This window comes from Xanthomonas sp. CFBP 8151, assembly GCF_011761885.1.
Classification (GTDB): domain Bacteria; phylum Pseudomonadota; class Gammaproteobacteria; order Xanthomonadales; family Xanthomonadaceae; genus Xanthomonas; species Xanthomonas arboricola_B.
Genome location: NZ_JAASQZ010000002.1, coordinates 827,417 through 850,701, shown reverse-complemented (window position 1 = coordinate 850,701; position 23,285 = coordinate 827,417). Strand labels below are relative to the sequence as shown.

24 protein-coding genes are annotated in these 23,285 nt (G+C 66.1%); 9 read left to right on the top strand and 15 right to left on the bottom strand.

Annotation, left to right across the window (positions count from 1 at the left end):
- Nucleotides 1-21: 21 nt before the first annotated feature.
- Nucleotides 22-510 carry a MarR family winged helix-turn-helix transcriptional regulator gene (locus tag FHT08_RS11615; protein WP_104538729.1) on the bottom strand — a complete coding sequence of 163 codons (489 nt, stop codon included), beginning with the start codon at nt 508-510 and terminating at the stop codon, nt 22-24.
- Between the two features lie 122 nt (nt 511-632).
- On the opposite strand from FHT08_RS11615, the gene hppD reads away from it, so the two are divergent.
- From hppD to hmgA, 3 genes are all read left to right on the top strand, one after another.
- Nucleotides 633-1,748, top strand: a complete 1,116-nt coding sequence (gene hppD, locus FHT08_RS11610; RefSeq protein ID WP_166775148.1) for a 4-hydroxyphenylpyruvate dioxygenase — start codon at nt 633-635, stop codon at nt 1,746-1,748.
- A 179-nt stretch (nt 1,749-1,927) separates the two neighbouring features.
- A complete protein-coding gene (locus tag FHT08_RS11605) occupies nt 1,928-2,320 on the top strand; it encodes an endonuclease domain-containing protein (RefSeq protein ID WP_104538728.1) in 393 nt (130 codons plus the stop codon).
- A gap of 102 nt (nt 2,321-2,422) precedes the next feature.
- On the top strand, nt 2,423-3,736 hold the full coding sequence (gene hmgA, locus FHT08_RS11600) for a homogentisate 1,2-dioxygenase (protein ID WP_166775147.1): 1,314 nt from the start codon (nt 2,423-2,425) through the stop codon (nt 3,734-3,736).
- Nucleotides 3,737-3,820: 84 nt separating this feature from the next.
- Here the strand turns inward: hmgA and FHT08_RS11595 are convergent, their stop codons facing one another.
- Nucleotides 3,821-4,369, bottom strand: coding sequence for a hypothetical protein (locus FHT08_RS11595; protein WP_104538726.1), 549 nt, complete (start codon nt 4,367-4,369; stop codon nt 3,821-3,823).
- Between the two features lie 164 nt (nt 4,370-4,533).
- Between FHT08_RS11595 and FHT08_RS11590 the strand changes: the two genes are divergently transcribed.
- Nucleotides 4,534-5,151 carry a lectin gene (locus tag FHT08_RS11590; RefSeq protein WP_104538725.1) on the top strand — a complete coding sequence of 206 codons (618 nt, stop codon included), beginning with the start codon at nt 4,534-4,536 and terminating at the stop codon, nt 5,149-5,151.
- Nucleotides 5,152-5,295: 144 nt separating this feature from the next.
- On the opposite strand, the gene FHT08_RS11585 is transcribed toward FHT08_RS11590, so the two are convergent.
- The 6 genes from FHT08_RS11585 to FHT08_RS11560 are packed head-to-tail and all read right to left on the bottom strand — an operon-like array spanning nt 5,296 to nt 11,245.
- Complete coding sequence (locus FHT08_RS11585) at nt 5,296-5,721, bottom strand: Na+/H+ antiporter subunit G (protein ID WP_104538724.1); 426 nt, start codon at nt 5,719-5,721, stop codon at nt 5,296-5,298.
- Nucleotides 5,718-6,002: a K+/H+ antiporter subunit F gene (locus FHT08_RS11580; protein WP_104538723.1), complete on the bottom strand. Its 285-nt coding sequence runs from the start codon at nt 6,000-6,002 to the stop codon at nt 5,718-5,720. The genes FHT08_RS11585 and FHT08_RS11580 overlap by 4 nt, the downstream gene beginning before the upstream one ends.
- A complete protein-coding gene (locus tag FHT08_RS11575) occupies nt 5,999-6,505 on the bottom strand; it encodes a Na+/H+ antiporter subunit E (protein ID WP_047127937.1) in 507 nt (168 codons plus the stop codon). Before FHT08_RS11575 ends, FHT08_RS11580 begins: the two co-directional genes overlap by 4 nt.
- Complete coding sequence (locus FHT08_RS11570; protein WP_104538722.1) at nt 6,502-8,046, bottom strand: monovalent cation/H+ antiporter subunit D; 1,545 nt, start codon at nt 8,044-8,046, stop codon at nt 6,502-6,504. The genes FHT08_RS11575 and FHT08_RS11570 overlap by 4 nt, the downstream gene beginning before the upstream one ends.
- Nucleotides 8,043-8,417: a Na+/H+ antiporter subunit C gene (locus FHT08_RS11565; RefSeq protein ID WP_104538721.1), complete on the bottom strand. Its 375-nt coding sequence runs from the start codon at nt 8,415-8,417 to the stop codon at nt 8,043-8,045. The genes FHT08_RS11570 and FHT08_RS11565 overlap by 4 nt, the downstream gene beginning before the upstream one ends.
- Nucleotides 8,417-11,245 (bottom strand): monovalent cation/H+ antiporter subunit A, encoded by a 2,829-nt coding sequence (locus FHT08_RS11560; protein ID WP_104538720.1) that lies wholly within the window; start codon nt 11,243-11,245, stop codon nt 8,417-8,419. The genes FHT08_RS11565 and FHT08_RS11560 overlap by 1 nt, the downstream gene beginning before the upstream one ends.
- Before the next feature lie 166 nt (nt 11,246-11,411).
- On the opposite strand from FHT08_RS11560, the gene FHT08_RS11555 reads away from it, so the two are divergent.
- On the top strand, nt 11,412-12,314 hold the full coding sequence (locus FHT08_RS11555) for an NAD-dependent epimerase/dehydratase family protein (RefSeq protein ID WP_166775146.1): 903 nt from the start codon (nt 11,412-11,414) through the stop codon (nt 12,312-12,314).
- A gap of 148 nt (nt 12,315-12,462) precedes the next feature.
- Here FHT08_RS11555 and FHT08_RS11550 read toward each other — a convergent pair whose 3' ends face one another.
- The 6 genes from FHT08_RS11550 to FHT08_RS11525 all read right to left on the bottom strand — a co-directional run bounded on the left by FHT08_RS11550 (nt 12,463) and on the right by FHT08_RS11525 (nt 19,305).
- Nucleotides 12,463-12,948 carry an Mpo1-like protein gene (locus tag FHT08_RS11550; protein WP_047126206.1) on the bottom strand — a complete coding sequence of 162 codons (486 nt, stop codon included), beginning with the start codon at nt 12,946-12,948 and terminating at the stop codon, nt 12,463-12,465.
- Nucleotides 12,949-13,047: 99 nt separating this feature from the next.
- Nucleotides 13,048-14,643 carry a M4 family metallopeptidase gene (locus tag FHT08_RS11545; RefSeq protein ID WP_047126205.1) on the bottom strand — a complete coding sequence of 532 codons (1,596 nt, stop codon included), beginning with the start codon at nt 14,641-14,643 and terminating at the stop codon, nt 13,048-13,050.
- 422 nt (nt 14,644-15,065) lie between these two features.
- Nucleotides 15,066-16,790: a peptidoglycan-binding protein gene (locus FHT08_RS11540; RefSeq protein ID WP_166775145.1), complete on the bottom strand. Its 1,725-nt coding sequence runs from the start codon at nt 16,788-16,790 to the stop codon at nt 15,066-15,068.
- Nucleotides 16,791-16,899: 109 nt separating this feature from the next.
- Nucleotides 16,900-17,295 carry a hypothetical protein gene (locus FHT08_RS11535; RefSeq protein WP_166775144.1) on the bottom strand — a complete coding sequence of 132 codons (396 nt, stop codon included), beginning with the start codon at nt 17,293-17,295 and terminating at the stop codon, nt 16,900-16,902.
- 249 nt (nt 17,296-17,544) lie between these two features.
- Nucleotides 17,545-17,799 (bottom strand): hypothetical protein, encoded by a 255-nt coding sequence (locus FHT08_RS20015; protein WP_243849016.1) that lies wholly within the window; start codon nt 17,797-17,799, stop codon nt 17,545-17,547.
- Between the two features lie 579 nt (nt 17,800-18,378).
- A complete protein-coding gene (locus FHT08_RS11525; RefSeq protein WP_046345459.1) occupies nt 18,379-19,305 on the bottom strand; it encodes a phosphoribosylaminoimidazolesuccinocarboxamide synthase in 927 nt (308 codons plus the stop codon).
- Between the two features lie 207 nt (nt 19,306-19,512).
- Between FHT08_RS11525 and FHT08_RS11520 the strand changes: the two genes are divergently transcribed.
- Nucleotides 19,513-19,842 carry a DnaJ domain-containing protein gene (locus FHT08_RS11520; protein ID WP_047126203.1) on the top strand — a complete coding sequence of 110 codons (330 nt, stop codon included), beginning with the start codon at nt 19,513-19,515 and terminating at the stop codon, nt 19,840-19,842.
- A gap of 126 nt (nt 19,843-19,968) precedes the next feature.
- On the opposite strand, the gene FHT08_RS11515 is transcribed toward FHT08_RS11520, so the two are convergent.
- Nucleotides 19,969-20,808, bottom strand: a complete 840-nt coding sequence (locus FHT08_RS11515; RefSeq protein WP_047126202.1) for an outer membrane beta-barrel protein — start codon at nt 20,806-20,808, stop codon at nt 19,969-19,971.
- Nucleotides 20,809-20,930: 122 nt separating this feature from the next.
- Between FHT08_RS11515 and rpe the strand changes: the two genes are divergently transcribed.
- The 3 genes from rpe to yegS all read left to right on the top strand — a co-directional run bounded on the left by rpe (nt 20,931) and on the right by yegS (nt 23,252).
- A complete protein-coding gene (rpe, locus tag FHT08_RS11510) occupies nt 20,931-21,602 on the top strand; it encodes a ribulose-phosphate 3-epimerase (RefSeq protein ID WP_047126702.1) in 672 nt (223 codons plus the stop codon).
- On the top strand, nt 21,599-22,090 hold the full coding sequence (locus FHT08_RS11505; protein ID WP_166775142.1) for a GNAT family N-acetyltransferase: 492 nt from the start codon (nt 21,599-21,601) through the stop codon (nt 22,088-22,090). Before rpe ends, FHT08_RS11505 begins: the two co-directional genes overlap by 4 nt.
- A gap of 232 nt (nt 22,091-22,322) precedes the next feature.
- On the top strand, nt 22,323-23,252 hold the full coding sequence (yegS, locus tag FHT08_RS11500; RefSeq protein WP_047126200.1) for a lipid kinase YegS: 930 nt from the start codon (nt 22,323-22,325) through the stop codon (nt 23,250-23,252).
- Nucleotides 23,253-23,285 lie beyond the last annotated feature (33 nt).

Sequence of the window (23,285 nt, the reverse complement as noted above, 5' to 3'; positions counted from 1 at the left end):
CGCACTGCGGGGGTTTTTTTATCAGTCCTTGCCGGCCATGCGCGGCAGCCCGTCCTTGGCCAGCCGGTCGATCAGCTTTTCCAGGATCTGCTGCTCGTCGGCACTGAACACCGACATCAGCCGCTGTTCCATCTCGTTGACCAGCGGGGCGACGGTCTCGTAGACCTGGCGGCCGGCCGGCGACAGTGCCAGCATCGAGCGGCGGCGGTCGTCGCCATGGGTTTCGCGCCGGATGAAGCCGCGCTCCAGCAGACGCGCCACGGCGCGGCTGACGGCAACCTTGTCCATCGCGGTGCGGTCGGAGACCTCGCTGGCCGAGGAACCCGGATACAGCGCCAGGATGGTGATCACCCGCCACTCGGGGATGGCCATGCCGTAACGATCGCCGTAGACCTTGGCGATGTTGCTGCTGATGCGGTTGGACAGCACGCTCAGGCGATACGGCAGAAACTGCTCGAGGTTGAGCAGCACAGGATGTTGCGGCGGGGTAGGGGCGTCGAGATCGCTCATGCTGCACTGTGTCTTGATTTTGGTTTCATTTGCAACTACAAACCTTGGGTGGCCTGCGCATTCTCGCGGGTCTTCTGCCACCCCGCATAGCCCTGCGGACGGCCTAGCGTGGAGAAACGACGATGAGCGCACAACCGAGCAGTACCGCGACCCGCCCGAACCTGGGCATGCAGGTCACCACCTTCGACAATCCGATGGGGATCGACGGGTTCGAATTCGTCGAATTCGCCGCGCCCGCCGACCAGGCGGCGCAGCTGCACGACTACTTTCGCAAGATGGGCTTCAGCGCGGTGCTGCGCCACCGCAGCCGTGCCATTACCGTCTATCGCCAGGGTGGGGTCAACTTCCTGCTCAACGAAGACCCGGATTCGTTTGCCGCCGATTTCGCCGCCGCGCACGGCCCGAGTGCCTGCGGCTTTGCGATCCGCTTCCGCACCCCGGCGCAGACCGTGCTGGAGACCGTGCTGGGCAACGGTGGCGAAGCGGTGCAGGACAAGGCCGACACCCGCGCCGTGCCGGCCCCGGTGGTCAAGGGCATCGGCGACTGCATGCTGTATCTGGTGGACCGCTATGGCGATGCGGGCAGCATCTACGACGCCGACTTCGAGCCGATCGAAGGCGCCGACCAGCATCCGGCCGGCTTCGGGCTGACCTTCATCGACCACCTGACCCACAACCTGTACTTCGGCAACATGCAGCGCTGGTCGGACTATTACGAGCGCCTGTTCAACTTCCGCGAGATCCGCTACTTCGACATCAAGGGCGCCAAGACCGGCCTGGTGTCCAAGGCGATGACCGCCCCGGACGGCATCGTGCGCATTCCGCTCAACGAATCCTCCGACCCCAAGAGCCAGATCAACGAGTATCTGGACGCCTACCACGGCGAAGGCATCCAGCACATCGCCTGCTTCACCGACGACATCTACAGCTCGGTGGAAAAGATGCGCGAGGCCGGCGTGACATTCCTGGACACGCCGGACACCTATTTCGACGTGGTGGACCTGCGCATCCCCGACCACGGCGAGGATGTCGAACGCCTGCGCCGCAACAAGATCCTGATCGATGCCGACGTGGACACCAAGCAGCGCAAGTTGCTGCAGATCTTCACCCAGAACTGCATCGGCCCGATCTTCTTCGAGATCATCCAGCGCAAGGGGAATGAGGGTTTCGGCGAAGGCAATTTCCAGGCGCTGTTCGAGAGCATCGAGCGCGACCAGATGAAGCGTGGGGTGCTTTGAGGGCGGGGATTCGGGATTCGGGATTCGGGGCAACCAAGACGCACGTTGTTAAAGCCCCTCTCCCCACGGGGCGAGAAGGCACACCTTGCGCGCCACTGGCGCGCGTGCCTTGGAGCGCCCGCGCTGCTGGCGCGGACCGGGGCGCGGAGCGGGGGTTGGGGTGAGAGTACGGTGGAGCGATGAAAATCAAACCGCCATTACCCACCGTTGCGCTCACCAACGCGCGTGCGCTACGGACAGGGATGACAGAAGCAGAGCGCGCACTTTGGCGCTGTCTCCGCAGCAATCAGCTACAAGGTTTCAAATTCAGGCGTCAGCATCCGATTCCGCCGTACATCGCAGATTTTTGTTGTATTGATGCGGCGTTGCTTGTTGAACTGGATGGATCGCAGCATCAGACATCCAGCGATCAGGCAAGAACGCGGTGGCTGCAATCGAAGGGCTGGAGAATGCTGCGGTTCTGGAACAACGATGTGTTGCTTTCGCTGGATGCGGTGGTCGAGATGATCTTCAAGGTGGTCGCTACGCCGTACCCTCACCCCAACCCCTCTCCCGCGGGGAGAGGGGCTTAATCCGCCAGGCCTTAGCTCTTCTTCGATAAGAAAGCGGCCTGATTCAACTCAATCCCAACCTTCTGCATCCGGGGAGGGAGGGCCAAGATCCGGACGCATGCCATGCATAACAACCAGCACTACATGACCGGTTTCGGCAACGCGTTCGCGACCGAGGCAGTGGTCGATACCTTGCCGCTCGGGCAGAACTCGCCGCAGCGTGTGGCGCACGGGTTGTATGCCGAGCAGTTGTCTGGCACCGCGTTCACCGCGCCGCGCAGCGAGAACCGGCGCAGCTGGCTCTATCGCATCCGCCCGGCGGCGGTGCATGGCGCGTTCTCGTTGATCGCGCAATCGGCCTTCCACAACGACTTCGGTCGCGGCCCGGTGCCGCCGGATCAATTGCGCTGGAGCCCGTTGCCGCTGCCGCCCACACCAACCGATTTCGTCGATGGTCTCTACACCATGGCCGGCAACGGCGGGCCGGAGGCGATGGCCGGTGTTGCCGTGCATCTGTATGCGGCCAACGCATCGATGCACGATCGCTTCTTCTACGATGCCGACGGCGAGCTGCTGCTGGTGCCGCAACTGGGCCGCCTGCGCATCCATAGCGAGCTCGGCGTGCTGGAGCTGGAGCCGCAGCAGATCGGGGTGATACCGCGCGGTGTACGCTTTCGTGTCGAGCTGCCCGATGGCGATGCGCGCGGCTATGTCTGCGAAAACTTCGGCGCATTGCTGCGGCTGCCCGACCTGGGGCCGATCGGTTCCAACGGGCTGGCCAATGCACGCGATTTCGAAACGCCGCAGGCGGCCTTCGAACAGCGCGAGGGCGCTTTCGAGCTGGTGGCCAAATTCCAGGGCCACCTGTGGCGTGCGGACATCGGCCATTCGCCGCTGGACGTGGTGGCCTGGCATGGCAACTACGCACCGTATCGCTACGATCTGCGCCGCTTCAACACCATCGGCTCGATCAGCTTCGATCATCCGGATCCGAGCATCTTCACCGTGCTGACCTCGCCCAGCGACACGCATGGCACGGCGAACATGGATTTTGCGATCTTCCCGCCGCGCTGGCTGGTGGCGCAGCACACCTTCCGCCCGCCGTGGTTCCATCGCAATGTGGCCAGCGAGTTCATGGGGCTGGTGCACGGAGTCTACGATGCCAAGGCCGACGGCTTCGCGCCGGGCGGTGCCTCGCTGCACAACTGCATGAGCGGGCATGGCCCGGATGCGGCGACCTTCGACAAGGCCTCGCACGCGGACCTGACGCGCCCGGATGTGATCGCCGACACCATGGCCTTCATGTTCGAAACGCGTGCGGTGTTGCGCCCCACCCAACAGGCCTTGCAGGCCGCGCACCGGCAGGGTGACTACCAGCAGTGCTGGACCGGGTTGTGCGCGGCGTTTCAGGCGCCCAGCTCCGATGGTGCGCAGTAGCTCAGGCAGCTAGCCGAATGTGCTGATCAGGCAATACGGCGGTCAGAGGTCGCAGGTGTCGGATTGGGGGTTCCGGTTGTCCGCTCAAGCCGCCTGCAGCGCATCCGGCAGCAATTCGCCGATCCGGGCACGTACGCGCTCGGCGTAGGTTGCCGAGGTGATCTGCGGTAACGCGCGCAGCGTTTCGGCAATGGCGGCGCCGATGGCGTCTTCGGCGCGTGCGGCCTGTAGTTGCCGGTGCAGCGCGGCGGCCACCGGGCCACGTTGCAGTTGCAGGATGTCGAGCAGGTACAGCCGTGCGTTGGTGGCCGCGCGACGACGCTGGCGCTGCAGGTCTTCTTCGCTCGGTGGTGCCGCTGGCTGCGTCACGTGGGTACCGGGCACGCCTGCCGGTGAGGAATCAGACGCCGGGGCAGTGCGTGTCGCACTCCCTGCCTGCGTGCCGGACTCCAGATAGCCCATCGCGCAGAGCGCATGCACCAATGCGGCGCCGTCGCCGCCCAGCAGCACGGCCAACGTTGCCAGATCGCGCTGGCCGTCGGCCAGGATCAGCGCGCGTCGCTGCAGCAGGGTGAGTGGACTGCGGTGCGATTGCAGCGCGGTGAGGGCGAGCTCGGTCTTGCGTGGGGTCATGGCGGCGGTCCTGCGAGGCGCCCAGCTTGCCCGCCGCCAATGAAGCGCCGATGACATCGGCATGAGGCAACGCATCGCGTTCTGCACACCGTCGCGATGTGGGCTGTGTAGGCTGTGGCGGACCCGTAAGGAATGCATGCATGACCACCAGATGGCTCGGTTTGATGGGCGCATTGCTGTTGCTGACCGGCTGCAACCGTGCCGAGGACGCCACCACGGCCGCGCCCGACGCGGCACCTGCGCCGGTGGCAGCCGCCAACGATCAGCCAGCCGGCGAGGTTCCGCCAGCCACTGCGCCGGCCGGCACGTTTCCGCCGCACCTGCGCCAGCAGCCGGCTGCGCTTGCGCGCCTGGATGGATACGGCGATCTGCGCCTGGGCATGGATGCAGCGCAGGCGCGGGCTGCCTGGGGCGGCGACCTGCGCGGCGAACCGGCGAGCGATGGCGGCTGCTATCTGTTACGGCCGCAGTGGGCCGACGATGCGCGCCGCTTCGGTTTCATGTTCGAAGGCGATCGCCTCGTGCGTTATCAGACCACCGAACCCAAGGAACTCGCACCGGGCGGCGGCACGGTCGGCATGACGCTGGCGCAGCTGCGCGCGCTGTATCCGGCAGGTCTGACCGAACAGCCGCACAAGTACGTCCCCGGCGCGTTCACCCTGCGCATGGCCGATGCGGCCACCGGGTCCGCGTTGGTGTTCGAAACCGATGCCGACGGCAAGGTCGCCAGCTGGCGGGTCGGGCAGCCGCCGCAGGTGGATTATGCGGAAGGCTGCGGCTGACCCGTCATGGCTGCCGCGGCGCCGAATCGGCGACACCGGCATCCGACTGCATAGCTCGCGCAATCAGATCCGGCTGGCAGCGTGTGTCGCGTAGCGCAAGGTGTCGAGATCTCCCGGCAGCGGTGTCGAAGCAGCTGCAACACCTCAGTGCGGACCCCCATCGGGCTCGGCGTGTTGCCTGGCGGTTTCGGCGTTTTCGCCCACATCGCCTTGCGTCTGCGGCGTGGGCAGGCCTTCCTTCTTCGTCTCGCCATGATTGGGTACTTCCGGGCGGTTTTCCATCATCAGCGACAGCGCGGCCTTGGCCATCAGATGGGCGCTGATCGGTGCGGTGATGAACAGGAACACGGTGATCAGCAACTCGCGCGGTTGCGGATCCACACCCAGGAACAGGTGATAGCCGACCGATGCCAGCAGCACGCAGCCCACGCCCAGCGTGCTGGCCTTGGTCGGCGCATGCAGGCGCTTGAAAAAGTCCGACAGCTTCACCAGGCCGAACGCACCGATCAGGATGAAGAAGGTGCCGACCAGCAACAGCGCGCTGAGCAGATATTCGGTCAGCGCGATCATTCGACGATGTCCCGACGCAATACGAACTTGCTCAGCACCACGGTGCTGCCGAAGCCCAGCATCGCGATCACCAGCGCGGCCTCGAAGTAGATCGGCGAATCCAGGTACATGCCCAGCAGCATCAGCTCGGCGATGGCGGTGATGGACAGGGTGTCCAGCGCCAGGATGCGATCGGGCACGCTCGGGCCGCGCAGCAGGCGCCACAGCGCCATCAGCATGGCCAGGCCCACCGCGTGCATGCAGAGGACGATGGTCGATTCGATGAACATGTGGCCGGTCATGGAAAGATCTCCATCAGGGGCTTCTCGTAGCGGGTCTTGATCTCGGCGATCAAGGCGTCCGGATCGTCCAGGTGCAGCACGTGCACCAGCAGATATTTGCGGTCGTCCGAGAGCGCCGCCGACACCGTGCCGGGGGTGAGCGTGATCATGCTGGTCAGCGCGGCAATGCCGTGGATGTTGGCGATGTCCAGCGGCACCCAGATGAAGCCGGGGTGGATGCGCGACTCCGGGCCGAGCACCTGGCCAGCCACCTTGATGTTGGAGCGCACGATGTCGCCGGCCGCCACCAGCAACATGCGCGGCACCGAACGCAGCGAACCGATGCGGGCGAACTCGCGGTCCAGGCGCGCCGCAAAGATCGGCACCACCCAGCCCAGCAACAAGCCCAGTACCCATTGTTGCGGCCCGAAGCTGTCGCTGAGCAACAGCCAGAAAATGAAGACCGTCACGCTCAGCGACGGCGAGGGCAGCAGCCGGCTGCGCAGCGGCAAGCGCGTGCTCATGGCTGCCTCCGTTGCGGCGTGGTGGCGCGTACCTGCTCGACGTAGGCGCCGGGATCGCGCAGCTGCACGCCGGCCGCGTCGGTGTAGCGCATCAACGGGCCGGCACCGGCCGTCATCGCCACCAGCCCGCCCAGCAACAGCAGCGTGGCGGCAGTCTCCACCGGGCGCATGCGCGCACGCCGTTGCGGCTGCAGCTCGGGGACGTCCTGCACTGCTTCGGGCACGCGCCAGAACAGGCGCACGCCGGCACGGGTCAGGCCGATCACCACCAGCAGGCTGCTGCCCAGGATGGCGAACCACACCGGCCCGACCAGGCCCTCGGGCACGTGCTGCAGCAACGCGGCCTTGGCCAGGAAGCCGGACAACGGCGGCAGTCCGGCGACCGCCACCGCGGCGACCATGAACATCGCGCCGGGGATCCCACGCCGCGGCAGCGGCGCGACCACTTCCTTGCGGTCGCTGGCGCTGCCGCGGCGACGCCGGATCAGGTCCGACACCATGAACAACGCCGCGGCCACGAAGCTGCTGTGCGGCAGGTAGTACAGCCCCGCACCCAATGCGCCGGCATCGTCCAGCGAAAAGGCGATGAACAACGTCGCCGCCGAGAACACCACCAGATACGACACCATCACCCGCAGCCGCGATGCGGCCATCACCCCGAAGGCGGCCATCAGCAGCGTGGCGATGCCCAGCCACAGCAATGCGTGGCGGCCGAAGCCCTGCAGCGCGCCGGCACCGGCGCCGAACCACAGCGCCGACACCCGCAGCGTCGCGTACAGCCCGACCTTGGTCATGATCGCAAACAACGCCGCCACCGCCGCCGGTGCGCGCGAATAGGTCTCCGGCAACCACAGGTACAGCGGCAGCAACGCGGCCTTGCTGCAGAACACCAGCAGCAACAGGCCCAGGCTGGCCTTGGCCAGCGGCAGGTCCTGCGCCGGCAGCGCGGCGATACGTTGCGACAGCTCGGCCATGTTCAAGGTGCCGAACACGCCGAACAGCAGGCCCAGCGCGATCAGGAACAGGGTCGACGCGCATACGTTGAACACCACGTAATGCAGGCCCACACGCATCTGCAGCCCGCGCCCGCCGCTGAGCAGCAGGCCATAGGAGGCGATCAGCATCACTTCGAAGAACACGAACAGGTTGAAGATGTCGCCGGTCAGGAATGCGCCGTTCAAGCCCATCAGCTGGAACTGGAACAGGGCATGGAAATGCGGCGCGCGCCGGTCCCAGCCGGCGCAGGCATGCAGCAGGCAGGCCGCGCCCAGGATCAATGTGGTCAACAGCATCCATGCCGACAGGCGGTCGCCCATCAGCACGATGCCGATGCGCGCCGGCCAGTCGCCGAGCAGGTACACCAGCACCTGGCCTTCGGCGGCGCGCGCCAACAAGGCGATGACCGACACGGCCAGCAGGGCCATGCTGGCCCATGCCACCGTGCGCTGCACCCGCGGCCCATAGCGCCGATGTTCGACGAACAGCGACGCCGACGCGCCCAGCATCGGGATCAGGATCGGCAGGATCAGCAGATGGCTCATCGCCGGGCCTCGCGCGTGTCCACGCCGGTGGTGGCGTCTTCATGCGCATCCACATGATCGCTGCCGTTGTCGCTGCGGCTGCGGATCGCCAGCACCAGGCTCACCGCGGTCATCGCGAAGGCGATCACGATCGCGGTCAGCACCAGCGCCTGCGGCAACGGGTCGGTGTAGTGCAGCAGGTCGGCTGGCACGCCCTCGCGCAGCACCGGCGCCTGGCCGCTGCGCAACCGCCCACCGGCGAAGATCAGCAGGTTGGTCGCGTACGACAGGAAGGTCATCCCCAGGATCACGTCGAAGCTGCGCGCGCGCAGCAACAGGTAGATCGCCAATGCGGTGAGGACGCCGATCGCGCTTGCCACTGCCAATTCCATCAATGCTGCTCCGCGGTGCGTGTCGAACGCTGGGTGGGGTCGATCTCGCCGCGCTGCGAGCTGCGCGTGCGCGAGGGTTTGATCGTGCCCATCATCGACAGCATCAACATCGCCGCACCGAACACCACCAGATACACACCGATGTCGAAGCCCAGCGCGCTGGCCAGCTCCAGATCGCCCAGCAGCGGCAACGGAATCTCCAGATGCCCGCTGCTCAGGAACGGCATGCCGAACACCAGCGCACCGGCGCCACTGACCAGCGCGCACAGCAGGCCGATGCCGATCAGGCGGATGTAGTCGAAGCCGAAGCGCGATTCCACCGACGCGGTGCCCTGGATCACGTACTGCATCAGCAACGGTACCGCCAGCACCAGCCCGGCGATGAAGCCGCCACCGGGTGCGTTATGGCCGCGCAGGAACAGGAACAGGGACACCGTCAGCGTCAGCGGGAACATGATCTGCGCCAGATCGGCCGGCACCGGCAACTTGATCGGCGGGCCGGGCATGCTGCGCTCCGGCGCCATCCGCGAGCGCCGCAGCAGCGCATGCACCACCAGCCCGGCGATCGCGAAGACGGTGATCTCGCCGAAGGTATCGAAGCCGCGGAAATCCACCAGGATCACGTTGACCACGTTGCGCCCGTAGGCTTCCGGCAGCGCACGCTGCAGCAGCTCGCCGGCGACCGTGTGGCTGGGCTGGGTCATCAAGGTGTAGGCCAATGCGGCGAGCCCGGCACCACCAACGACGGCGATGCCGGCATCGCGCAGCTTGCGCAGGCGCGCGGGCTCGGGCAACGAGCGCTCGGGCAGGTAATTCATCGCCAGCAGCATCAGCACCAGCGTCACCATCTCCACCAGCAGCTGGGTCAACGCAAGATCCGGCGCCGACAGGAACACGAAGGTCATGCTGACGGCCAGGCCGGTACCACCCAGCACCAGCACTGCGAGCAGGCGCTGCTTGTACAGGAACAGGCTGCCCAGGGCGCAGGCGATCATCAGCAGCCAGATCGTCCAGCCCAGCAGCGGCAGCGGGGTGGGCGCCGGCCAGGCCGGCAATGCGCCGCCCTGCAGGAACGGCACCAGCGCCACCACGACAGCGCTCAGCACCAGCAGCATCAGCATGCGCTGCAGGTTGCCGTTGGTGACCGCATCGGTCATGCGCACGGTGCCGGCGAACAACGCGCGCAGGTTCCAGTTGAACAGCGCCTTGCCGGGCGAGCGGTTCTGGATCGCGTACATGTCCAGCGTGCGGCGCAGCGCCATGTACAACAGGGTGCCGCCCACCATGCCGGCGATGCTCATCGCCAGCGGCCAGTTCCAGCCATGCCACAGCGCCAGGCTGTAGTCGGGCAGGCGCTCGCCAAGGATGGCGGCGGCACCGGCGCGCAGCACCGGCGCGATGGTCCAGGCCGGCACGATGCCCACGGCCACGCAGATCAGCACCAGCACCTCCACCGGAATCCGCATCCAGCGTGGCGGCTCGTGCGGGGTTGTGTCCAGGTCGCGCGGGCCCTGGCCGAAGAAGGTGTCGTGCACGAAGCGCAGGCTGTAGGCCACCCCGAGCAGGCCGGCCAGCAGTGCGGCGATGCCGGCCAACACCCGCATCGTCTGTGGCGCATCGGTTTCCAGCGCCACGGCAAAGAACATTTCCTTGGACAGGAAGCCGTTGAGCAACGGAACGCCGGCCATCGCCAGCGAGGCGGTGATCGCCAGTAGGCTGGTGACCGGCATCAGGCGGCGCAGATTGCCCAGCTTGCGCATGTCGCGCGTGCCGGTCTCGTGGTCGATGATGCCGGCGGCCATGAACAACGAGGCCTTGAACACCGCATGGTTGAGGATGTGGAACACGCCGGCCACCACCGCCATCGGCGTGGACAGGCCGAACAGCATGGTGATCAGGCCCAGATGCGAGATGGTCGAATACGCCAGCACGCCCTTGAGATCGTGCTGGAAGATTGCATGCCATGCGCCGAGCAACAGCGTGATCGCACCGATGCTGGTGACCGTGTAGAAGAACAGATCGGTGCCGGCCAGGGCAGGATGCAGGCGCGCCAGCAGGAACACGCCGGCCTTCACCATCGTGGCCGAATGCAGATATGCCGATACCGGCGTCGGCGCCGCCATCGCGTGCGGCAGCCAGAAGTGGAACGGGAACTGCGCGCTCTTGGTGAAGATGCCCAGCAGTACCAGCCCCAGTGCATACGGATACAGCGCACTGGCGCGAATCAGATCGCCGCCCGCCAGCACCGCATCCAGCTGGAAACTGCCGACGATGCGGCCGATCATCAGGATGCCGCCGAGCAGGGCCAGGCCGCCACCGGCAGTCAGCACGAAGGCCATGCGCGCGCCTTCGCGCGCATCCTTGCGGTGCGACCAGAAGCCGATCAACAGGAACGAGCTGATGCTGGTGAGTTCCCAGAACACCATCAGCAACAGCAGGTTGCCCGACAGCACCATGCCGAGCATCGCACCCATGAACAGCATGAGATACGCGAAGAAGCGCGATGCGCTGTCGCGTGCACTCAGGTAGTAATGCGCATACAGCACCACCAGCGCACCGATGCCCAGCACCAGTAACGCGAACATCCACGCCAGGCCATCAAGCCGCAACGAAAAGATCAAGCCGATCTGCGGCAACCACGCGTACTGGCTGCCGATCACCTCGCCGCGCAGCACGGCCGGTGTGAGTGTTGCCAGGATGACCAGCCCGCCCAACGGCGCGGCCGCAGCCAACCACGCAGTGATCGAACGGGCGGTGCGCCAGAGCAGCGCAGTGGCGGCCGCCATCACAAATGGCAGCGCAAGCAGGATTTCCAGCGAGAAAGGCATGCAGGGAACACAAGATTCGCGAGCAGGCCAGAGAGCTTAACAAACCGTTGACTGACGTCCGCGTCAACGCCGTGGCTGCACGCATGCGCAAATCGCCGCCGGCTTGGCGTCGCGCCACTGCGTGTCACTCGCTATGCTGGGATCACCCAGACTGCATCCGAGCCCCGTGACCGCTGCCGATCCCGCTCCGTCCACTGCCGTTTCTGCGCCGCGCGCCCTGGTGTTCGGCGGCAGCGGCCAGATCGGCGAACGCCTGCTGACGCGGCTGCTCGGCCGCGGCTGGCAGGTGACGGCATGGTCGCGCCAGCCGCGCGCCGCGCGTTCCGGGCTGATCTGGCGGCAAGGCGATCTGGCCGTGCCGGCTGCCGCGGGCGAGGCATTCGAGGTGATCTTCAGCTGCGGTCCGCTCGATCATTTCGCACGCTGGTACGCCGAAAATCCGGTGCGGGCTCCGCGCATTGTGGCGTTCGGTTCCACCAGTCTGCAGGTCAAGGAACACTCGATCGACGCGGCCGAGCGCGATGTCGCGCAGCGCCTGGCAAATGCCGAGCAGGCGCTGTTTTCCGCAGCCCAGGCGCGTGGCGCCGCGGCCACGGTGCTGCGCCCGACGCTGGTCTATGGTGCCGGGCGCGACCGCACCCTCACCCAGATCGCCGGGCTGGCGCAGCGCACCGGCGCCTTCGTGCTGCCGGCCAACGCGACCGGGTTGCGCCAGCCGGTGCATGTGGACGATCTGGCCAGCGCCGCGCTGGCGGTGGTCGCCCAGCCGGCGACACAGCAGCGCAGCTATGCCGTGGGCGGCGGCGAAGTGCTGGCCTATACGCAGATGGTGGAGCGCGTGCTGGCGGCGCTGCCGCGACCGGCGCGGCTGTATCAGGTGCCGCCCGGCCTGTTCGGCCTTGCGCTGACCGCTGCGCAGCGGCTGGGGCGCCTGCGTGGCATGAATACGGCGGCATTGCAGCGCATGCGCGATGACCTGGTGTTCGACCTGGAACCGGCGCGTCGCGACTTCGGTTATGCGCCGCGCGCCTTCCGTCCCCTGCCCGAAGAGCTCGGTATCGGCGAGTGAGGCCCGTCCGGGCCTGTGTGCTTGGAAGACCCGCATGGCGCACGGTCCGCCGCAGGGCGATGCGCCCTGAGTGTCAGCCACGGCAGCGCGACGCCGCTTTCAAATCATGATCAAGCCGACGATGGCGGCATTCTGCAGTCGCTCGCGCTCAGTACCGCCAGCCCAATTGACGATAGAGCTTGGCCAGTACCCAGATCGGCCCGATCAGCAGATAGGTCAGATCGGTCAGGAAGCTCGGTTTGCGGCCTTCGATCCGGTGACCGACGAACTGCGCGATCCAGGCCAGCACGAACACCGTCAGCGCCGTGGCGAACAGACCGGTGAGTCCGACTCTGCCTTCGATCAACCGGCACAGGCAGCCGAAGAAAAAGAAGATCCCCAGCATGCCCAGCCCGAGCGGACGCGATAGGCGGTTGTAGTACGACCAGGCCGCGAACATCGCCAACGCCGCCCACACGCCGCTGCTGAACCAGGTGCCGCCGACCGGGATGCACCACAGCAGGGCCACCACCGACCACAGGATCGCCGGCACCGCCAGCACGTGGATCTGCTGATTGGTCGTGTTGCGGTGATCGTCGGCGTAGCTGGCGAAATAGCGGTCGATCGGTCGCGCGGTCTTGGTGCGTTCGGTCATGTTCCCTCCCAGGAATGACCCAAGCATACGCGCGCGAATGGCACTGTGGCAGCCGCGCTCCCTGCCACGCACCGTGCGCGTGGCAGGGGCCGGCATGCATCAGTTGACCGATACGGCGCTCCACGCTGCGGCAACCGCGCGGTACTGCGTGGAGGTGCTGCCGTACAGATCGGTGGCCGCGCTCAGCGTCGCCCGGCGTGCGGCCGCATAGTTGGTCGAGGAGGTCATGTAGACCGTCAACGCGCGGTACCAGATGCGGCTCGCCGCCGACCGGCCGATCGCCGTCAATGCCGTGTTGCCGTTGCAGACCAGCCCGGCCGGTGTCACGTTCCAGCTGGTGCCCGATCCGAAGCCGCTTGGCACCACCGCGCCTTCGGCCAGCAGATAGTAGAAATGGTTGGCCACGCCCGAGCTGTAATGCACGTTGAGCGAGCCCAGGCTGCTGCTGTAGCAATCGGGCGAATCGCCATCCAGGCTGGGCTTGAACATGTAGCGCAGGGCCAGCGTCCCGCTGCTGTTGCCCGGGACGATCTTCTCGCCGATCAGGTAATTGCCCGGCTGCGCGCTGTTGTTGGCGGAGTACTCCACCATCGCGCCCATGATGTCGGACGTGGCTTCGTTCAAGCCGCCCGACTCGCCCGAATACACCAGGCGCGCGGTGCGGCTGGTCACGCCATGGGTCATTTCGTGGCCGGCTACGTCCACCGACACCAACGGCGTGAATGTGCTGCCGTCGCCATCGCCGAAGGTCATGCAGAAGCAGCTGTCCTGCCAGAACGCGTTGTTGTAGCGGCTACCGTAATGCACGCGGCTGCGCGCACCGACACCGTCGTTGGCAATGCCGTTGCGCGCATGGGTGGTGCGGAAATAGTCCCAGGTCAACGCCACGCCGTAGTGTGCATCCACCGCTGCGGTCACCGTGTCGCTGTTGGCGCCGCTGCCCCAGGCATTGTCGGCATCGGTGACCAGCGTGCCGTTGCCGGAGGTGCTGTTGCGCATGTTGTAGGTGGCGCCGCTGCCGCGGCCCAGATCGGTCAACTCGTAACCGCTGCTGCAACGCGTGGTTGCCAATGCCACGCTGCCGGCATACAGCGAACGCCCGGTGCCGGCCGCACTGGTGCCACCCGCGCAGGCGGTGTGCACCGTGTCCCAGGATTCGAGAATGCGTTGATTGACTGCGTCGACGATGTAATGCATTTCGGTCGGCGTCTGATCGGGCTTGATGCCGCTGTAGATCACTTCATAGACCAGCCGCGGTGCGCCCTGGCGCGCATACAAGGCCAGGCTTGCGTGCGGCGCGGCATCGGGTGCCAGATCGAACTGCGCACCGGCCGCGCGCACTGCCGTGTCCGCATCGATGCCCGGCACGATGCTCGGGCGCACGCTGGTGTCCATGCTCTGGCTCAGCTGATCCATCACCCCGCGTCGCGAATGCACCACCACATCGCCGCCGATCACCGGCAGGCCCCGATACGTGCGATCGAAGCGCACATGCTCGCTGCCATCGGCATCGACAATGCTGTCGCGCGGCACGAACGCATCGGCCGTTGCACGGTTGGCCAGCGCCGCAGCGCGATTGCCCAACAAGGATTGCGCGCGCGTCACCGCGGCATCCGCGGAAAGATCCGCAGCAGTGGCGATGTTAGAAAACGATAGCGCGCAGCAGATCGCCGCGCCCAGGACATGAACTTGCATGACGACTCTCTCCCAGAAAACGTGCAATGCAAAGATCGGCGGCGATACGCATCACGGCCGATCGCGACTGGCAACAGGTGCCGGCAGATAAACTTGCACAGTCCCTGACAGCACAGTAGTAAAAGTTACAGCTGTGTTGCGTTCTGTGCGCCGCGCCACTTTGCGGTGTGGAGGGCATCGCAGAGCAGCAGGAGTATCGCTGCGTGTGCGACATCGCCAGCGCTTCATGCATGTCGTCCTGTCGCGGTCTGCAGGGTGCACCAACCTCCAGCGACGCACAATCCGCTGGCAACGACAGGCAATCCGCGCAGGCGTGTGCAGTCGGGCGCGGCCGCAGCGCCGCTCTCGGCGCTACTGTCGAGAGCAGACAGGCACAAAAAAACCGGCCACTGGCCGGTTTTTCGTGCTGCGGCGTCGAACCGTCAGCGGCCGCCGATCGCGACCCGCTGCTGCTCATCCTGCGCGCGCTGCTGCGAAGCCTGGCCAGCCAGCAATTGCGCACTGGTCTGCTCCAGCGTGGGAGCCGGCTGGTTCAGATCCACCGCCGCACGGAAGCCCGGCGTGGTGCCCATGACGAATGCCTTGCCATCCTGCACGGTGACGTTCTGCAGCTTGTCCGCGGAATCGATACCGTTCTGCTTGGCCTGCAGGGTGACATGGGCCGCGGTCTCGTTGGAGATCATGCTGGGCAGCTTGCTGCGGATCGCGTTGTGCAAGGCATGGTCCGGATGCGCGGCATCGTCGAGCGACGGGCCCTTGGGCGCAGCGGCCGGCGCCTGTCCTGCCTGTGCCTGAGCCGGTTGTGCGGACAACGCGGCCTGCGTGTTTCGCCCCACCACGCCATCGGGCTGCAACCCGTGCTGCTTCTGGAACGCAATCACCGCCTCACGCGTGTTGTCGCCAAAGCGGCCATCCTCGGCAAGCCGGTTGCCCTGCGCATCGCGCACGCCGAGACGGTTGAGGTCCTGCTGCAGCTTGCCGACATCGCCGCCTTGCTCGCCATGCCGCAGCGTGTCGTTGCCGGCCGCTGTCGCCGGCTGGGAGTGGCGCGCGCCGGACTCCTGCTGATGGCCCTGATTCCAGAACGTCTCCGGACTGGTCAGCTTGCCGTTGGCATCGCGCAGCTGGTAATGCACATGCTGCGCGTACTGGCTGTTACCGTTCGGGCCGCGTCCGCCCATCGTGCCGATGGCATCGCCGGCGGACAGTGTCTGACCCTCTTTCACCTTGAGTGCGTCTAGATGCAGGATCTCGTGCGAGTTGCCCTGTGCATCGCGAATCTTGACAGTGCCGTAGTTGCCGCCGGCGAAGGTGACGGTTCCGGCGACCGGCGAATGCACCGTCGGGTGCTGCATGTTGCGGCCTGTCTGGCCACCCTGGTAGTTGAAGTCGGTACCGCCGTGCTGTCCGTGGCTGCCGCGGTGCTCGCCGTAATGACCGGTGATATGCGGATCGGTACTGCCTTGACCGGGCAGCATGCGTTCCATCGTTTGCTGGAAATTGCTGCGAGCGCCATGGCTGGGTTCGGCCGGGTGCATCGCTGGTGCCGGCCGGTCCACGGCATTGCCCTGCGTCTGGGAAAGACGCTGTTCGACAAACTGGGTGTAGTTGTCCAGATGAGGGGCAATCTCGCGCCGCGATAGCGCAAGGCCGCCATAATCCTTGCTGGGGCCATCGTGGTGATACTTGTAGATGTAGTCCTCGTCCTGGCCGCGGCTGCGCGCAAGATCACGGTTATCGATGAAATGTTGCACCAATGCCTGCGACTGCGTTTGCACGTCGAAGCGGTTGGATGCGTTGACGCCGTAATGCGTGCCGGTGCGGTCGATGAACTGACCCAGGCCCGAGGCAGACGTCGTGCCCGCAGCAGCATCAGGATTGAAGCCTGATTCAACTCGGGCGATGGCAAGGACGTAAGCGGTCTCGCGCGATGAAAGCCCGGCATCCCGCGAGGCGTCGATAAGACTGTCGATTACCCGTGATTGGGTTTGTGGACTGGCATCGCCCCAGCGACGCGATTCGCCATGCAATCGGCCATCTCCGCTGTCGATGGGCTCGCGGTAATGGCTCCAGGGCTTGATTCGGTCACTGCTGTATGCAGCGCCGCGTGGCTGAAGCATTTCGGTATAGATCGTGGTGTCGGTCATGTCGTGCGTTCCTTTCTATGAGACAGATTCTTCCTTGTAACGGGTGCTGCTCCATGTACTGCGTACTGCGTTGGCCATGCACCGCCATCGGTGCACGGGCATCCTTTGCTCAGGGTTGGAAAGGCACCAGTTCCGGGTGCTTCAGTCCCAACTCTTCGAGTTTGTGTTCGTACTCATCGTTGTTCGGGCTCTGCTGGCCGTCCTGCGTATGCAGCGGTGGTGTTGCGTGATTCAGCAACTGACCCTTGATGTCATACAGGAAGAACCATTCGCAAAATTCGCAGCCGTAAGGAAGCTCGCCGTACTGAACGACAAAATACGCGCTTCCTTTTGCGTCTTCCGCGCAACCCAGGCCCACTGCGGTGTAGTCCGCCATCTCTGGAGGCGCTGCCACTTCCTGGCGCTGGCCATCACGCTCCATTTTCAGGTGGGTTTTGGTGGAGCCGCCGCTCCCGGATGGCAACGCGCTCAGGTGCAGGCGCACGCCGGAGCATTCCTTGATCATGTCGTTCCGTCCTTGTGTATCTGCTTCTGTCGAAGCCGGGGATGGGGTAGTGGCAGGTGGCGTACCGGGCGCGCTGGTGGTGGCAGCTGCGGGCCCTGGCTTGTCACCGCATGCGGCAAGCACCAGGCTCAGGCCGAGCGCAGGTAGGACGGAGATGAAGCGTCGCATCAGGTCGCCTCTTTGACGGTTTTAAGGTGTAGGTGAGGGTATCAGGCCGGCAGAAACTGCTTCCAGCGCTCACAGACGTTTTTACAAAGACTGATCGTCCACCTTGACCAGCATCCAGCAAGGGCGCTGGGCGAAGTGGTACACCTGCTGATCGCTGGTGTCCGGTGTGCGGACCAGTACTTGGCGGCCATCGGCTTCTTCGGAAATCGTCACCTCGCGGCCGCCGTTGCGGGCTGCCTCCAGGTTGGGGATGACGGGCCATTCGACCTTGGCCAGCGGCACCGTGCGGGTTACCGGGGCGGGCTCGGGCTGTGCGTCCGGGTCGAGCTGGATCATCGTCAGTGGATCGGCCGTGGCCTTTTCCTGTACCGCAATGTCTGCACTGAAGCTTTTCAGAAACGCAGAGAAGTCGGCGCTGGGGCAGGTTGTCGCCTGTGCAGGCGTTGCCGGAGCAGTGGCGGGTGCCGAGGCCGGGGGTGCGGCCGTTGCAGCAGGCATCGCAGTGACGGCTGGCTCTGCTGGCGGTTTGCAGGCAACTAGCGCAAAGCTCAGTGCGAGGGCGTGCAGGGACGTTCGGAAAAGGGCCAAGGGATCCTCCTGATCATGGCGGGCAACTGGAGCGCGGGCGGGATGCTATACGCGCGCCGCTTGCAGCTATGTGAAGGCTTGCGGAGTCCAGGATCGCCCAAACTGGCCGGCATGTGGCAGGTGGACGCCCTTGCCGCAAAAGCAACCCGTGCAGCAATGCGTTGCCGAACGCGGGCAATCTGCGGAACGCCAAATAACGGGAGAGCCATTGCGACTTCCTTGGGCAACAGACCGCGTCGGGTGCGTCTTTCAGCGCTCGATAAAGAGCGCTGCCCGCCATCGTTGCTTTAATACAGCCTCAAAGCCCCGGGAGCGGGGCCTTGGAGATCAATCGACCGAAATACCCGCCAACCGCTGCAATGCTTCGGCATATTTTGCGCGAGTGCGTTCGATCACTTCTGCCGGCAGGCTGGGGCCGGGTGCGGTCTTGCCCCAGTCCAGGGTTTCCAGATAGTCGCGGACGAATTGCTTGTCGTAGCTGGGCGGGCTGGTGCCGAGTTCGTACTGGTCGGCCGGCCAGTAACGCGACGAGTCCGGGGTCAGCATCTCGTCCATGATGTACAGCCGGCCATCGGCATCGGTGCCGAATTCGAACTTGGTGTCGGCCAGCAGAATGCCGCGCTCGGCGGCAAAGTCGGCGGCAAAACGGTAGATGCGCAAGGTGGCATCGCGGACGCGTTCGGCAAGCTCGGCGCCGACGGTCATGACCATCGCATCGAAGTCGATGTTCTCGTCATGGTCGCCGACCGCGGCCTTGGTCGACGGTGTAAAGATCGGCTCGGGCAGTTTCTCGGCCTGGCGCAGGCCGTCGGGGAGTTCGATGCCGCTGATCTTGCCGGTGCGCTGATAATCCTTCCAGCCGCTGCCGATCAGGTAGCCGCGTGCGATCGCTTCCACCGGCACCGGCTTGAGCTTGCGCGTGACCACGGCGCGCTTTGCATACAGCGCCGGGTCCACGCCTTCGGGCAACACCTGCTCCACGGTGATGTCGACCAGGTGGTTGGGCATCAGGTGTTCGGTCTTGTGGAACCAGAAGTTGGAGACCTGGCACAGCATCTCGCCCTTGCCGGGGATCGGGTCGGGCAGCACGACGTCGAACGCGGACAGGCGGTCTGTCGCCACCATCAACAGATAATCGCCCGGGGGCGCATCGGCGGGCAGGCGCTCGCGGGGAATGTCGAAGACATCGCGGACCTTGCCACGGTGACGCAACGGCAGGCCGGGCAGATCGGATTGCAACAGCGTGGTCGACACAGGCACTCCTAAGGACGTCGCAATGACGCTGTCCCCGGGACCCGGCGGGCCCGCGGGTGGGCAGCGGGCCGCGTAGTGTACGGCGCTTCGGCGTGCGCCGCTGTATTTATTGGGCCCGGCCTGGGCGGCCGCGTGCAGGCCGCGTCAGCCAGGCCGGGCGGGCGTTCGGGTAAGATCGCCAGCCCCGCCTCCTGCCCCCGATCGCCCATGTCCTGGTACGGAAAATTGCTCGGCGCCCTGGCCGGCGCCCTGCTGTTCCGCGGCGCGCCGGTGGTCGGATTGATGATCGGCCTGGCGATCGGGCATGCGGTGGATGCCGGCTGGTTCAAGCGCCGCGCCGAGAACCCGTACGAAGCGCTGGGACTGGAGCCGGACGCCACCACTGCCGAGATCGATCTGGCCTACCGCCGGCTGATGTCGCGCTACCACCCCGACAAGGTGGCCAACGCCGAGCCGGAAGCACGCCGCCAGGCGGAGAGGAAGGCCAGCCAGATCAATGCGGCCTACGATCGGATCCAGCGCCTGCGCAAACGCTGATCCAGCCCTGCGCCCAGATCTCGGCGCCAGGCGATATGGCGGCCTGCACCAGGATCTGCATTGGCGCCACCAATAAAAGACGCCCGACCCGTTGCAGGTCAGGCGTGGTCACGCAGGCGCCAGGACTCAGAAGCGATAGGTCGCCGTCAGGCGCACCGCATTCGACGACAAGTCGGTATCGCTGCGGCGCAGGTCGGTGCCGGCCGGATTGACGCGCAGGAACGGACTGGTCGCCGGCGCGGTGCCCGGCCCGACCCGCACGCGGGTGTCTTCGTCCTGCAGGCGGGTGAACAGGTACTCCACACCGACCGAGACGTTGTCGCTCAAGCGGCGCTGCAGGCCCAGGCCGGCTTGGTAACCGTCGGCGCTATCGCCGCCGCTGCTGGTGAAGCTGTTGGCGGTGTTGCTGCTGGAGAAACTGTGGTCGAACTCGCCGCGTGCCACGCCGGCGGTGAAATAGGCCAGAACGTCGCCCTGCGCGCCGAAGGCATAACCGATACGGCCGCGCAGTGCGGCGGTGCGGTTGAGCTGGCGGGTGAAGGTGTAGAACGCCGGGGTGGTGCTGAAGGCGCTGACGCTGTCGCGCAGATCGTTGCGGGTGTACTCGGCGACCACGCCGTAGACCCAGTTGCCGGCCTGCCAGTCGTAGCCCAGCCGCGCACCGTATTCGGCGCCGCCCTTGTCCTTGCTGCAGCCGCTGGCCGGGGTGCGCCCGGCCGCCGCGCCGCCGCAGAACCCGGGCGAGAAGGCATCGGCACCGGTCGGGGTGCTGACCTGGTCGCCGTCGCGGCCGTCCAGGTTGGTGTCGAAGCCGAAGCGGCCGCCGGACACGCCGCTGACGTCGGCACCGCCGACAGTGGCGCCGATCGAGAAACCCGACCAGTCGGCCGGGCCGGTCTGTGCCCAGGCGGACGGGGCGAGGGCCATCAAAACAAGCGCAGCGGAGGCGAGCGCGGTGGTCTTCATGCGGTGTCCTTGGCGAAAGGGCGCGGTGCGCCGGTCAGGTGCATACGCAGGCTGGCCCGTTGCGGATGCACTGGCTGTGCGCGCCTGCGACAATGCGTTCCCCGTTCTTTGACGAGCTGCCCATGCAACCGACGGCGATTGCCCCGTCCATCCTGTCCGCCGATTTCGCCCGTCTGGGCGAGGAAGTGAACAACGTTCTGAAGGCCGGCGCCGACTGGGTGCACTTCGACGTGATGGACAACCATTACGTGCCCAACCTCACCATCGGCCCGATGGTGTGCCAGGCGCTGCGCAAGCACGGCATCACTGCGCCGATCGACGTGCACCTGATGGTCGAGCCGGTGGACCGCATCGTGCCGGACTTCGCCGAGGCCGGCGCCACCATCATCAGCTTCCATCCCGAAGCCAGCCGCCATGTGCACCGCACGATCCAGCTGATCAAGTCGCACGGCTGCCAGGCCGGCCTGGTGCTCAACCCGGCCACCCCGGTGGATATCCTGGATTGGGTGCTGCCCGAGCTGGACCTGGTGCTGGTGATGTCGGTCAATCCCGGCTTCGGCGGGCAGGCCTTCATTCCCTCGGCGCTGGAGAAAGTGCGTGCCATCCGCAACAGGATCGATGCCCTGGGCAAGCCGATCCGGCTGGAGATCGATGGCGGGGTCAAGGCCGACAACATCGGCGCGATCGCTGCCGCCGGTGCCGACACCTTCGTCGCCGGCTCGGCCATCTTCAATGCGCCCGACTATGCGCAGGTGATCGCGCAGATGCATGCGGCGGTGGATGCGGTGCGATGAGCGAGCCCGCGCTGCAGATCCGCGCCGCCACGCCCGACGATGTGGCGCTGCTGCACGAGCTGATTACCGCACTGGCGGTGTACGAGCGCGAGCCCGATGCGGTCAAGGCCAGCCTGGCGGACTTGCGCGTCAGCCTGTTCGGCGACGGCGCCACCGCGCATGCGCTGATCTGCGAGCAAAACGGCCAGGCGCTGGGATTTGCGGTGTATTTCTTCAATTACTCGACCTGGCTCGGCCGCAATGGCCTGTATCTGGAAGACCTGTTCGTGCGTTCGCAGGCGCGCGGGCAGGGGGCCGGCCTGGCGTTGTTGCGGCATCTGGCCCGGTTGGCCGTGCAGCGTGGCTGCGGGCGTTTCGAATGGTCGGTATTGGACTGGAACCAGCCGGCCATCGCGTTCTATCAGGCAGCCGGTGCGCAGCCGATGGACGGCTGGACGGTCTACCGGCTCGACGGCGAGCGCCTGGCCGCCTTCGCCGCTGGCGCGTGAGCGCGGCCTGCCGCGCAGCCGTGCACGCAAAGAGAAGGCCGCTCCCCTTGGAGCGGCCTTCGAGAAAATTGGAGGCTGATCCTGCCTCCGCCCGTCGTCCCTGCTATGGCCTTCCACTCTCCGGGTCATCGATGACATGCCGATGACAGCCCTGCGACGTCGCGTATTCACGATGCACGCAGCGGGCCGCTGCTAGCCTGCGTCCACCACCCTCACAGCATTGGCAGCGTGCATGGCCGCGTCCCACTGGCGTCTGATCCTCAACGGCAAGTCCACCGACAATCCGGACCTGCGTGAGGCGGTGGGAACGCTGCGCACGCGTGGCATACGGCTCGACGTTCGGGTCACTTGGGAAGACGGCGATGCCGAGCGCTATGTCGGCGAAGCGGTTGCCGACGGCGTGCACACCGTGATCGCGGCCGGGGGCGACGGCACCTTGAGCGAAGTGGCCGCCGCGCTGGCGCATCACACGGCCGATGCCGCCACGCTGCCATCGCTGGGCCTGGTGCCGTTGGGCACCGCCAACGACTTCGCCACCGCTGCCAATCTGCCGATCGAGCCGCTCGGCGCGTTGACCCTGATCGCCGAGCGCGCCGCCGAACCGATCGACCTGCTGCGCATCGACGCCGAGCACGGCCCGCACTGGTGCGCCAACGTCGCCAGCGGCGGGTTCGGTACCCAGGTCACCGTCGAAACCGACGAGGGCCTGAAGAAGATGCTGGGCGGCCTGGCGTATCTGATCACCGGCATGTCGCGCCTGGGCCGGATCGACCCGATCAGCGCCCGCTTCAGCGGCCCGGATTTCAGTTGGGAAGGCGAGTTCATCGCACTTGGCCTTGGCAACGGACGGCAGGCCGGCGGCGGCCAGGCGCTGTGTCCGGAGGCCTTGATTGATGATGGGCTGCTCGACGTCACCATCGTGCCCGCGCTCAATGGCGAGGTGGCCGCCACTCTCGGCACACTGGTCACCGGGGGCAAACAAGCCGCGCTGGAACGTGTGGCCGTGCGCGCGCGGCTGCCGTGGCTGGAAATCGTCTCGCATCAGCCGCTGACCTTGAACCTGGATGGCGAGCCGGAAACCTCGCTGCATTTCCGTACCGAATGCGTGCCGGCGCGGTTGCGGATGCATTTGCCGCTGGAGTGCCCGTTGCGGAGCGCTTGAGGGCGGGGAATCGGGAATCGGGATTGGGGAATC

What these genes read in the sequence shown, in the direction of transcription:
- FHT08_RS11615 (WP_104538729.1), bottom strand. Translation starts at nt 510, where the DNA reads ATGAGCGATCTCGACGCCCCTACCCCGCCGCAACATCCTGTGCTGCTC.
- FHT08_RS11540 (WP_166775145.1), bottom strand. Translation starts at nt 16,790, where the DNA reads ATGACCGACACCACGATCTATACCGAAATGCTTCAGCCACGCGGCGCT.
- FHT08_RS20015 (WP_243849016.1), bottom strand. Translation starts at nt 17,799, where the DNA reads ATGATCCAGCTCGACCCGGACGCACAGCCCGAGCCCGCCCCGGTAACC.
- hmgA (WP_166775147.1), top strand. Translation starts at nt 2,423, where the DNA reads ATGCATAACAACCAGCACTACATGACCGGTTTCGGCAACGCGTTCGCG.
- FHT08_RS11585 (WP_104538724.1), bottom strand. Translation starts at nt 5,721, where the DNA reads ATGATCGCGCTGACCGAATATCTGCTCAGCGCGCTGTTGCTGGTCGGC.
- FHT08_RS11565 (WP_104538721.1), bottom strand. Translation starts at nt 8,417, where the DNA reads ATGGAATTGGCAGTGGCAAGCGCGATCGGCGTCCTCACCGCATTGGCG.
- FHT08_RS11560 (WP_104538720.1), bottom strand. Translation starts at nt 11,245, where the DNA reads ATGCCTTTCTCGCTGGAAATCCTGCTTGCGCTGCCATTTGTGATGGCG.
- FHT08_RS11505 (WP_166775142.1), top strand. Translation starts at nt 21,599, where the DNA reads ATGAGCGAGCCCGCGCTGCAGATCCGCGCCGCCACGCCCGACGATGTG.
- hppD (WP_166775148.1), top strand. Translation starts at nt 633, where the DNA reads ATGAGCGCACAACCGAGCAGTACCGCGACCCGCCCGAACCTGGGCATG.
- FHT08_RS11515 (WP_047126202.1), bottom strand. Translation starts at nt 20,808, where the DNA reads ATGAAGACCACCGCGCTCGCCTCCGCTGCGCTTGTTTTGATGGCCCTC.
- FHT08_RS11535 (WP_166775144.1), bottom strand. Translation starts at nt 17,295, where the DNA reads ATGATCAAGGAATGCTCCGGCGTGCGCCTGCACCTGAGCGCGTTGCCA.
- FHT08_RS11550 (WP_047126206.1), bottom strand. Translation starts at nt 12,948, where the DNA reads ATGACCGAACGCACCAAGACCGCGCGACCGATCGACCGCTATTTCGCC.
- FHT08_RS11580 (WP_104538723.1), bottom strand. Translation starts at nt 6,002, where the DNA reads ATGACCGGCCACATGTTCATCGAATCGACCATCGTCCTCTGCATGCAC.
- yegS (WP_047126200.1), top strand. Translation starts at nt 22,323, where the DNA reads ATGGCCGCGTCCCACTGGCGTCTGATCCTCAACGGCAAGTCCACCGAC.
- FHT08_RS11605 (WP_104538728.1), top strand. Translation starts at nt 1,928, where the DNA reads ATGAAAATCAAACCGCCATTACCCACCGTTGCGCTCACCAACGCGCGT.
- FHT08_RS11520 (WP_047126203.1), top strand. Translation starts at nt 19,513, where the DNA reads ATGTCCTGGTACGGAAAATTGCTCGGCGCCCTGGCCGGCGCCCTGCTG.
- rpe (WP_047126702.1), top strand. Translation starts at nt 20,931, where the DNA reads ATGCAACCGACGGCGATTGCCCCGTCCATCCTGTCCGCCGATTTCGCC.
- FHT08_RS11575 (WP_047127937.1), bottom strand. Translation starts at nt 6,505, where the DNA reads ATGAGCACGCGCTTGCCGCTGCGCAGCCGGCTGCTGCCCTCGCCGTCG.
- FHT08_RS11595 (WP_104538726.1), bottom strand. Translation starts at nt 4,369, where the DNA reads ATGACCCCACGCAAGACCGAGCTCGCCCTCACCGCGCTGCAATCGCAC.
- FHT08_RS11570 (WP_104538722.1), bottom strand. Translation starts at nt 8,046, where the DNA reads ATGAGCCATCTGCTGATCCTGCCGATCCTGATCCCGATGCTGGGCGCG.
- FHT08_RS11545 (WP_047126205.1), bottom strand. Translation starts at nt 14,643, where the DNA reads ATGCAAGTTCATGTCCTGGGCGCGGCGATCTGCTGCGCGCTATCGTTT.
- FHT08_RS11590 (WP_104538725.1), top strand. Translation starts at nt 4,534, where the DNA reads ATGGGCGCATTGCTGTTGCTGACCGGCTGCAACCGTGCCGAGGACGCC.